The sequence below is a fragment of the Cyclobacterium sp. L-R genome (assembly GCF_056859355.1).
Genome location: NZ_JBSXOH010000057.1, coordinates 44,834 through 55,064, shown reverse-complemented (window position 1 = coordinate 55,064; position 10,231 = coordinate 44,834). Strand labels below are relative to the sequence as shown.

General features: G+C 38.9%; 9 protein-coding genes. 4 read left to right on the top strand and 5 right to left on the bottom strand.

The features are described from left to right. Nucleotides 1-345 precede the first annotated feature (345 nt). Nucleotides 346-1,827, bottom strand: a complete 1,482-nt coding sequence (gene proS / locus AC13EX_RS07475; RefSeq protein ID WP_482892179.1) for a proline--tRNA ligase — start codon at nt 1,825-1,827, stop codon at nt 346-348. Between the two features lie 132 nt (nt 1,828-1,959). Here proS and AC13EX_RS07470 point away from each other — a divergent pair, with 132 nt between their 5' ends. Together AC13EX_RS07470 and AC13EX_RS07465 are read left to right on the top strand one after the other, a co-directional pair. After that, nucleotides 1,960-3,330: a hypothetical protein gene (locus tag AC13EX_RS07470; RefSeq protein WP_482892178.1), complete on the top strand. Its 1,371-nt coding sequence runs from the start codon at nt 1,960-1,962 to the stop codon at nt 3,328-3,330. A gap of 288 nt (nt 3,331-3,618) precedes the next feature. Next, nucleotides 3,619-5,085, top strand: a complete 1,467-nt coding sequence (locus AC13EX_RS07465; protein ID WP_482892177.1) for an OmpP1/FadL family transporter — start codon at nt 3,619-3,621, stop codon at nt 5,083-5,085. Here the strand turns inward: AC13EX_RS07465 and AC13EX_RS07460 are convergent. From AC13EX_RS07460 to AC13EX_RS07450, 3 genes are read right to left on the bottom strand one after another with little or no spacing between them, the layout of a single operon-like run. Next, a complete protein-coding gene (locus tag AC13EX_RS07460; protein ID WP_482892176.1) occupies nt 5,068-5,601 on the bottom strand; it encodes a shikimate kinase in 534 nt (177 codons plus the stop codon). The two genes, AC13EX_RS07465 and AC13EX_RS07460, sit on opposite strands and share 18 nt — an antisense overlap. A gap of 2 nt (nt 5,602-5,603) precedes the next feature. After that, nucleotides 5,604-6,710, bottom strand: coding sequence for a BT_3928 family protein (locus AC13EX_RS07455; RefSeq protein WP_482892175.1), 1,107 nt, complete (start codon nt 6,708-6,710; stop codon nt 5,604-5,606). Further along, nucleotides 6,700-7,248, bottom strand: coding sequence for a DUF1599 domain-containing protein (locus AC13EX_RS07450; protein WP_339713354.1), 549 nt, complete (start codon nt 7,246-7,248; stop codon nt 6,700-6,702). Before AC13EX_RS07450 ends, AC13EX_RS07455 begins: the two co-directional genes overlap by 11 nt. 14 nt (nt 7,249-7,262) lie before the next feature. On the opposite strand from AC13EX_RS07450, the gene folP reads away from it, so the two are divergent. Both folP and cdaA read left to right on the top strand, forming a co-directional pair. After that, nucleotides 7,263-8,147, top strand: a complete 885-nt coding sequence (folP, locus tag AC13EX_RS07445) for a dihydropteroate synthase (RefSeq protein WP_482892174.1) — start codon at nt 7,263-7,265, stop codon at nt 8,145-8,147. Next, nucleotides 8,144-9,010 carry a diadenylate cyclase CdaA gene (gene cdaA, locus AC13EX_RS07440; protein ID WP_048642163.1) on the top strand — a complete coding sequence of 289 codons (867 nt, stop codon included), beginning with the start codon at nt 8,144-8,146 and terminating at the stop codon, nt 9,008-9,010. Before folP ends, cdaA begins: the two co-directional genes overlap by 4 nt. A 2-nt stretch (nt 9,011-9,012) precedes the next feature. Here the strand turns inward: cdaA and kbl are convergent, their stop codons facing one another. Further along, nucleotides 9,013-10,209, bottom strand: coding sequence for a glycine C-acetyltransferase (gene kbl / locus AC13EX_RS07435; RefSeq protein WP_339713349.1), 1,197 nt, complete (start codon nt 10,207-10,209; stop codon nt 9,013-9,015). Nucleotides 10,210-10,231: the final 22 nt, after the last annotated feature.

Genomic DNA, 10,231 nt, shown 5'->3' with positions numbered 1-10,231 from the left:
ACAATAGTCAGGGGTGAAGCCTGTCCCGTGTTTACGGGAAGTGTTGCAATCGCAAGAAAATCAGGCTGTTTGGAGATTTTAGCATAGCACCGCTATGGTGAAATTGAAAACAGCAACAAAGTGGCTGATTTTAAAGCGATTTCAGCACGTAATGGAATGTCTATTGCATATTTCGGGTTTAAAAATGGCAAATCCGGTTCAAAGCCAAAGTCCTTTGTAAAGAAGAGTTAAAAAAAACAGGATTTTGAAAAAAAGTGTTGATCAATCCAGCAACACTTTTCCAAAATCCTGTTCTACTATTAGCTAAGCTAAAAGTTTAGCTTTTGCTTCCAATACTTTTTAAATCTAATAAGCCTTAGCGAAAAGCACCCTTCCCGTGGAAGGTGCTCCTGTAAGTATGCACTTGCCCTCCTCCTGAACCTGATCCAAAGGAATGCAACGAATTGTCGCCTTTGTTTTTTCTTTGATCTTCTCTTCAGTTTCGGAAGTACCATCCCAATGGGCAGCAACAAAACCACCTTTATTGTTCAACACATCTACAAATTCCTCCCAAGTTTCGACAGAAGTCGTTTTTTCCTCGGTAAAGGATTTGGCTTTCTGGTATATGCTCTGCTGAATTTCATCCAGCGTTTCTTTAATTTTCGCAATTAAATCTTCTGACTCAAAATTAACAACGGTTTTGGAGAGGTCATCCCTTCTTGCCATTTCCACTGTTTTATTTTTGAGGTCCCTAGGTCCAATTCCAAGTCTCAACGGAACACCTTTCAACTCATATTCAGCAAACTTCCAGCCTGGCTTGTAGGTATCTCTATTGTCAAACTTGGCAGAAATACCAAGCTCATCCAACTGATCAACAATTTCCAAAGCCTTAACACTAATTTCGGCCAGCTCTTCCTCACTTTTAAATATAGGAACGATCACCACTTGGATAGGTGCCAATTTTGGAGGTAAAACCAAACCTCTATCGTCAGAGTGCGCCATTATCAAGGCACCCATCAAACGGGTACTTACTCCCCAGCTTGTTCCCCAAACATGCTCTAAGCCACCTTCTTTGGTAGCAAACTTCACATCAAAAGCTTTAGCGAAATTTTGCCCTAAGAAATGCGAAGTGCCTGCCTGTAAGGCTTTTCCATCTTGCATCATCGCTTCTATACAGTAAGTAGATTCAGCTCCAGCAAATTTCTCGCTTTCCGTCTTCACACCTTTTATTACCGGCATGGCCATAAATTTCTCAGCAAAATCGGAATAGACATTCATCATCTGCAATGTTTCTTCCTGGGCCTCTTTTTTGGTAGCATGGGCCGTATGCCCTTCTTGCCATAAAAATTCTGCAGTCCTTAGAAATAGTCTAGTTCGCATTTCCCAACGCACCACATTGGCCCATTGATTAATAAGTAAAGGCAAATCCCTGTAGGATTGGATCCAATTTTTATAAGTACTCCATATTACTGTCTCAGAAGTAGGCCTAACGATCAACTCTTCTTCCAATTTAGCCTCTGGATCTACAATGACTCCTTTTCCATTTGGATCTGTCTTTAATCGATAATGAGTTACGACAGCACATTCCTTGGCAAATCCTTCAACATGGCTTGCTTCTTTGGATAAAAACGATTTGGGGATGAACAAAGGGAAATAGGCATTGCTATGTCCAGTTTTTTTAAACATCCGATCTAGCTCAGCTTGCATTTTTTCCCAAATACTAAAACCGTATGGTTTAATCACCATACACCCTCTGACGGCACTATTTTCAGCCAAGTCAGCTCTTTTCACCAATTCATTGTACCACAGGGAATAATCCTCACTGCGCTTGGGTAATCCTTTACTCATTATTATTTCTTTGTTGTAATAAAAAAACTCTTTATCTTAGATTCTTGATTTGTGACAAATATAAATTAAAAATTGATAACCCTCTTGGTATATTCTCGTATATAGTAAGTGAGGAATAAACTAAATATCTATATGATTAATTTCAATCCAATTCGGACAATGGGTGCCTTTGCGATTTTAGGCCTTGCTGCTTGTAGCACCAGCTACCAAGCCAGCAATATGGGCGGGGAAGTCGACAACCTATATTTTATGGCTTCAGATGCTAGAATAGCAACTGAATATGCTGTAAGCAATAATAATCCGGAAAACTTTAAGGAAATTGAACAAATCCGCGATATTGACGGAGATGTAGAAAATTTTTCTGCAAAAAATGTAAATCCTGAATACATCGCCAAATACCAAAGCTCAGCTGCACCTGCTGCTGAAGAAGCTACGGTATACTTCGATGACTCTCAGACCGGAACAGATCTTGGAACTGGAGACCCCAACATTAACGCCTATGACAATTATACTGGCGCAAATGGAAGTGGATCAGTTACCAACAACAACTTCTTTATGAGTCCAATGATGGGATTTGGTATGTCACCCATGATGGGTAGCATGTACAATCCATACTTTGGTTCAGGATTTGGAAGCATGGGATTTTATGATCCATTCTATTCAGGATTTGGTTTCAACCCAGGTTTTGGATTCCGACCAGGTTTTAACTTGTCTCTTGGGATGGGATTCGGTTTTGGAAACCCTTATTTCAGACGCGGATTCGGAATGTATGATCCATTCATGAATTATGGATACGGTTACAGACCAGGGTTCGGCGGTTTATATGGCGGTGGATTTGGTTATTACCCTACTACTGTAATAGTGATGCCTGGCGGAAATGAAGCCAACAGGCGTCAGGTTGTTCAAGGAGCAAGACCTTACAGATCTTCTTCATTGGCCAATGCGAATACTTCCAGCAGAAGCAGAAGTATTGCAAGTCCAACTTCATCTAGAGCAAGTGCAAGAAGAGATGCTTTATCTAACAACTCTAGTGCAGTATCTAGAAACAGGTCATCTGCCACAAGCAATTCATTCAGCAGATCACAAAATGACTTCTATAATTCAGCGTCTGCTGCGCCTTCAAGGAGAAACATTAATTCTCCAGTAATGAACAGGTCTGGAAACACTTCTACAAGAAGCAGTTACGGAACAACTAATAGTAGTAGAACTTACAGATCTTCTGCACCTTCAAATAGCAGGTCCAGAAATTACAATTCATCAAGCAACAGCAGGTCGCAATATTCAGCACCTAGCTCAAATAGTAGAAGTTCTTCTCCATCTTACAATAGATCCAGGAGCACAAGAACAACTACACCATCATATCAACGCTCTACTACACCAAGTAGAAGTAGCACGTATTCTGCACCTTCCAGGTCTTCATCTAGCTATAGCGCTCCAAGGAGTTCAGGTAGCTCTTCAAGAAGTACAGGAGGTAGCAGCAGCGGAAGTAGAAGAGGGAATTAATTCCCTCTTTTTTTCTATCCTTTAATCATCACTCCCATTGTCAAACAATGATTTTTTTCGCTTTAATCCACAAGGTTGGATCAAAGTGGCATTACCTTATTGACTTTATTTATCTAAATACCTACCCTTGAAGTAACGTTTTACCTTAACCTATTTAAGACATTATCCGTTTTGGATAGTATTGGTTCTTAATTTCAATGCCTTTAAAAAAGCAGGAGTTTTTGAAATGCTTCTTATATAAAATTGCATTGGGGAACAAAACATTAAAAAGGATTTAATAGAATTGACATGAAAGGATTTAAATTGATTTTATCTTTATCTGCTTTGCTTGCATTACATATAAGTGAGGTAAAAGCACAAGCTGGTTACGCTGAAGACGCACTCCGGTTTAGCCAATTTGGATCTACCGGTTCCGCTAGAATCAGCGCACTGGGAGGATCAGGCAATGCATTAGGAGGAGACATAAGTAATATACATAACAACCCTGCTGGTTTAGGCTTTTATCAAAATTCAGAATTTAGTTTCACAGCAGGCTATAGTGATTGGAATGCATCTACTTCCTTATGGGGGCAAAATGAAAACTTCAATACGACAAATTTCTCTTTGCCCAATCTTGGAGTAGTAATCAGTAGAGCTAAAATGCCTTTAGAATTAGGCGATTGGCGAGGCGGTTCCTTTGGTATTAGTATCAATCGACAAGCTTCCTACAATAATGATTTTGGCTATTTTTCAAACCAGCTTGACCAAGGATCCATCCTTGATTTTTACGTGGATGACTACAATCAAAACGGTGTACCTGGTGGAACAGACGGTTTATTTTTCGATGCTTTTCTAATTAACCCAGTAGATGGAGGCGGATATGATTATTCACCAAATGCTACCTTAGCTTTAGATAAAGCAGAAAAAGTTGAAAATCAAGGTTCAATGTCCCAAATCAGCTTCTCTTACGGGGGTAATTATAAAAATAAATTGTTTATAGGCGCCTCTCTTGGTATTAGCTCGGTTACTTTTAGGTCTACAAAAACCTATGAAGAGACATTTATAGATGACAATAACCAAACTTCTCTATTTAGTTCTCTACAAGAGAATTTAAGCCTTGAAGGTTCAGGATTAAATATTGGGCTTGGATTGATTTATAAACCGGTAGACCAATTGAATATTGGATTGAACTTCAAATCCCCTACTTGGAATCAATTTAATGAGGAGTATGATGCGGACATAATTGCCAATTTCTTCCCTCCTTATCAGGACCCGGAATTTGGCTCTATTTCAGAATCTGATGCACAAACAGATATTTTCGTAAGCAGCTATAATTTGAGAACCCCTATGCGTATGGGTGGTGGATTAACCTACTTCTTTGGGAAAAATGGATTTATTACCGCAGATGTAAATTACTTAGATTACAGTTCAGCCAATCTTAGGTCCAATGTATTCAATACTGAACAGGACAATACTGAAATCAGTAATCTTTATGGCCAAACGATCAATTACAGTTTAGGTGGAGAATTTAGATTCGACAAGTTTAGACTAAGGGCTGGTTACGCCTACTTTGGTGATCCATATGCGGCAACAGGGAACATTAGCCAAAGAACAACCCAGTTTTCTGGTGGTTTAGGCGTGAAACTTTCAAGCTTTAGCATAGACTTAGGTATTGTTAACAGTAGTTTCATGAAATCGTATTTCACCTATCCTGATACAGCCATCATAGACAACAATCGAACTACTGGATTGCTTACTTTAGGGTTTAGCTTTTAACAAAGGCATCCACTCAGATATCAATAACTCAGGGGAACTGTCTTCTCCCCTGAGTTTTATTTTTGCCATTTCATAAAATGCACTTCTTTGAGAATACATATCTTTAAGCTTTAGAATTATTTGAGGCGTGTTCAAACTGGAAAACAAGGGCCTAATAGCCACTTCAGTATTTGACAATCTCTCCAGAATATTTTTTAGTGGAACATCTAGGTACACAGAAACACCTTTTTTATTTATCAGATCCATATTGTCATTATAGCAAGGTGCACCTCCACCCGTAGCCAAGACGAACTCTTCCTCTTTACTAAGAATCTCATCTAAAACTGTTGACTCTAATTTTCTAAAATAGCCTTCCCCATGGGTAGGGAAAATTTCAGCTATGGCCTTCCCTGCTGACTTCTCAATTAAATCATCTAAATCATAAAAGCGCCAATTTAACTTTAGTGCCAACGCCTTTCCCAAAGTAGATTTCCCACTACCCGGCATGCCTACAAGTACAATTTTCTTTGGATCCATTGTTATTTGGAAAAAATATTATTAGCTATTTCAGGTGTTGGAGTATTACGGTAATGATACTTCTTAAGGATGGTTCCTTCTTCAATAAACACCAAACCTGGATTGGACCTGATTATGGTTTTTACTACGGTAGCATCAGCCATATAATAACCGATACGAAGACCTTTCTTCTCAAGATAATTTTTCATTTCTTCTTCAGAGGAGGCAGCTATCAAAAGTACACTTACCCCAGTACCCTGAAATGAATTAATTAAAGCACTGATTCTATCCAATTCATTTACTGACAACCCTATTTTTTCAATATTACTGGAAAGGATCAATAGCTTTTTACCCTGAAGTATTTCCTCTGTATGGTCTCCTGCATCATTCCATACCGCAAAATCAGAGATTCGAGGGAGCACTTCAGGATTCTTCAAAGTCATCTCTAAAAAAGTATAACTATCATCCGTTGGGTATTGGTCAAAAGCATGATTTTCCCCATCTTTTTCCATAAGGTAGGAATATTGCAATTCCCCAGATGGCTGCATGGCTTGATGAATATTAACCCCTTCTTTAAAAGCCCTGAAATCTATAAATGGAAGATTTCTTATGGCGTAAATAGCCAATACCAAAGAAAGTGCTAAAGTACCCATTGTAACCCACTTACCAAAGGCCGAGCGTTTGTTGGGTAGTTTTTCTTTAAAAACAAGCAAAAACACGATCATAACCAAAAGAACGATGTCTTTGTAAAAGGATTCCCAAGGAGTAAGTTTGATGGCATCTCCAAAACAGCCACAGTCGGTTACTTTGTTGAAATACGCAGAATAAAAGGTAAGGAAGGTAAAGAACAGTATCATTGCCAGCAGAAGATAAACCGCTCGCTTTAATCGCCAACCAACAAGAAGCATGACTCCTAAGGCCACTTCAAAAACCACCAAGAATACGGCGATGGCCAGGGAAATTTCTTTTAGTGGTTCAAATATGGGGGAAATGTCAGTAGCAAAAACATCGAAATATTCCTGCATTTTTATGGAGGTACCTACAGGATCATTCACCTTTATTAAACCTGAAAAGATAAAAAGCCCACCGACCAAAACACGGGAAATAGCAATTAATGTTTTAATGATCATCTTGATTTAATTTTATCATACAAAAAACAGCATAATTGAGCATGTCCTGATAGTTGGCCACCACTCCTTCAGACACAAGGGTGTGACCTTGATTGTCTTCGATCTGCTTTACCCTATACAGTTTCATAAGAATAATGTCTGTAATGGAAGAAATCCGCATACCTCTCCAAGCTTCACCATAATCATGGTTTTTATTGGCCAGCAAATCTTTGGTATCGCTTACCCATTTGTCATAAATGGGCTCCAATTCTTCAAAAGTCAATTCCATTCGGGAATCTCCAGCCAAATCACTTTGCATTAAAGCGATAAGACAATAATTAATAATACCAATAAATTCATCCTTTACAGGGTCATCCACCTTCTGGGATCCCTTTTCCTGAATAGACCTTATCCTTTGGGCCTTGATGAAAATCTGATCTGTCAGTGATGGCAACCTCAGAATCCTCCACGCGGTACCATAATCCTGCGTCTTCTTCTTAAAAAGTTCTTTACAAAGGCCAATAACTTCGTTATATTCGCTTGCGGTTTGCGTTTCCAAAGCAAGGGTGTTTTATGTTAGAAAATTCACATTCAATTTATAAGTTCGAAGATACTTTATTTCCCCCAAAAATAACACTTCAAATCAAAGGAAAGCTTTTTGCTTTGAATGAACCATGGATTATGGGGATAATAAATAGCACCCCTGATTCTTTCTATGACAAGAGTAGAACCTCAGGCAAGGAAGAGGACTTTTTAGAAAAAGCAGCGCAGATGATCGAAGATGGTGCTCACATTTTAGACATTGGAGGGTATAGTTCCAGACCTGGCGCTGCCCCGGTCTCAGAAAAAGAGGAATTAAAAAGAGTAATTCACGTTATTAAGAGTATTAAAGATAGGTTTCCTGACAACTTGGTTTCTATTGACACTTTTAGATCTGAAGTTGCCAAAGAAGCTGTAATGGCAGGTGCTGACATTGTTAATGACATTTCAGGCGGCGAACTTGATCGCCAAATGCTTGATACTGTAGGTGGTTTGGGTGTTCCATATATATGTATGCACATGAAAGGAACTCCTCAATCAATGCAAAATTTTTCTGATTATGTCGATATGGAAAAAGAAATTCAATATTTTTTTTCGGAAAAAGTTAATAAATGTAAAAAAGCTGGCATAAAAGATGTAATACTTGATATAGGATTAGGTTTTTCGAAGACTTTAGAACAGAACTACGAACTTATTAAAAACTTTTCCTATTTTAAATCATTACAATTACCTGTACTAATAGGGGTTTCTCGAAAATCCATGATTTATAAATTATTAAAAATAAGCCCTGAAGAAGCTTTAAACGGGACTACTGCCTTACATATGGCAGCCCTCATTAATGGAGCTAATATATTAAGGGTGCATGATGTTAAAGAAGCAAATGAAACTTTAAAATTATATAAACAAATCTACACTTGAATTTACTCTTTAAAATTGGCTTTCTGGACATTTCTCTAGTCAACCTTATAGACATTACCTTGGTAAGTGTGCTCATTTACCAGGTATATAAGTTGATGCGAGGTAGTGTAGCCATTAAGATATTTTTAGGTTTCCTATCCATCTACTTAATCTACCTTGTGGTAAGTGCAGCACAGATGGAACTCCTAACAATAATTTTGGGCCAGTTTATGGGTGTAGGTGTGTTGGCTGCAATAATTTTGTTTCAGCAGGAAATCAGGAAATTTCTCCTCATTGTGGGTAAGTCTTCCATATTTTCAAATGAAAATTTGTGGCAAGAATTATTGTTTTGGAGAAAAAGGGAAAGTCAGGCATTCAATGTAACCCCAATTATAGAGGCCTCCAAAACCCTTTCGGGAAGCAGCACAGGAGCCTTAATCGTGCTTTCAAGAAATTCCGAGTTAAAATTCTATGCGGAAAGTGGAGACCATATTGACGCAGTGGTTTCCAAGCGTTTATTGGTTTCAATTTTCAATAAATACAGCCCATTGCATGATGGAGGTGTAATCATTTTTAATGGTCGTGTTAAAGCAGCAAGATGCATACTACCTGTGACAGAACGTGAGGTACCTGCACAATTTGGCCTTCGCCACAGGGCAGCCATTGGCATGTCTGAAGCAACAGATTCATTGATTCTTATCGTTTCAGAAGAAACTGGTCAGGTCTCTTTGGCCAAAAATGGTAAAATACTTCACAACCTCTCTTTTCAGGAGGTTCGAGAATTGATAAACAATTACCTGACCGGAGAAGAAATTGATGATAAATTCGAGCCCCTCAATCAATCTGAAAGAAGGGCTGAATTAAAACGAATTTCTGAACTTTAATCTCAGTCAATTACCCCAAGATTTTTGCCTACTCCCTTAAATGCCTCGATAGCTCTATCCAGGTCTGCTTTCTCATGAGCAGCAGATAGTTGTACCCTGATTCTCGCTTGTCCTTTTGGTACTACCGGATAGTAAAAACCAATGACATAAATACCTTTTTCTAGCAATTGATCTGCCATTTTTTGCGCCAGTGGAGCATCATAAAGCATGATTGGCACGATTGGGTGTGTGCCTTCCTTGATTGCAAAACCAGCTTTCTGAATTCCCGACCTAAAATACAAGGTGTTCTCCTCCAGTTTATCCCTAAGTGCGGTAGTTTCTGATAACAAATCAAAAATAGCAATGGAAGCTCCCGTAATGGATGGAGCCAGTGTGTTGGAAAACAAATAAGGCCTGGACTTCTGACGTAGCATTTCGATGATTTCTTTCCGACCAGAGGTAAAGCCTCCCGAAGCGCCCCCTAAAGCTTTGCCCAAGGTCCCGGTAATAATATCTACCTCTCCCATTACGCCTTTCAGTTCATGCACACCTCTACCTGATTTACCAATAAATCCTGTAGAATGACATTCATCGCTCATCACCAAAGCATTGTATTTTGTTGCAAGAGCCACAATTTTATCCATTTGAGCAATTGTCCCATCCATAGAAAAGGCACCATCGGTGACAATCAACTTTTGCTTGGCACCTTTTGAATCAGCCGCTTTAAGTTGCTCTTCCAAATCTTGCATGTCATTGTGCTTGTACCTGAAACGCATGGCTTTACATAACCTTACTCCATCTATGATAGAAGCATGGTTCAAAGCATCGGAGATGATTGCGTCTTCTGGACCAAGAATTGGCTCAAACACACCTCCATTGGCATCAAAAGCCGCTGCATAAAGGATGGTATCTTCAGTGCCTAAAAATTTTGTTATCTTGTCTTCCAGCGTTTTGTGAATATCCTGTGTTCCACAAATAAACCTGACAGAAGACATCCCATACCCATGGCTATCAATGGCTTCTTTAGCTGCTTTTATTACTTGCGGATGACTAGAAAGTCCAAGGTAATTATTTGCACAAAAATTCAAAACCTCACTTCCACCCTTTAGGGTGATTTTTGCCCCCTGAGGGGAGGTTATTATCCGCTCATTTTTGTAGAGCCCATCTGTTTTCAGATCAGCTAACTCTTTCTCAAGTTTTTCTTTTAATGTGCCAAACATAAGCCTGTAGATTAATTAAATA

What these genes read in the sequence shown, in the direction of transcription:
- AC13EX_RS07470 (WP_482892178.1), top strand. Translation starts at nt 1,960, where the DNA reads ATGATTAATTTCAATCCAATTCGGACAATGGGTGCCTTTGCGATTTTA.
- AC13EX_RS07455 (WP_482892175.1), bottom strand. Translation starts at nt 6,710, where the DNA reads ATGATCATTAAAACATTAATTGCTATTTCCCGTGTTTTGGTCGGTGGG.
- AC13EX_RS07465 (WP_482892177.1), top strand. Translation starts at nt 3,619, where the DNA reads ATGAAAGGATTTAAATTGATTTTATCTTTATCTGCTTTGCTTGCATTA.
- proS (WP_482892179.1), bottom strand. Translation starts at nt 1,827, where the DNA reads ATGAGTAAAGGATTACCCAAGCGCAGTGAGGATTATTCCCTGTGGTAC.
- kbl (WP_339713349.1), bottom strand. Translation starts at nt 10,209, where the DNA reads ATGTTTGGCACATTAAAAGAAAAACTTGAGAAAGAGTTAGCTGATCTG.
- AC13EX_RS07460 (WP_482892176.1), bottom strand. Translation starts at nt 5,601, where the DNA reads ATGGATCCAAAGAAAATTGTACTTGTAGGCATGCCGGGTAGTGGGAAA.
- folP (WP_482892174.1), top strand. Translation starts at nt 7,263, where the DNA reads ATGTTAGAAAATTCACATTCAATTTATAAGTTCGAAGATACTTTATTT.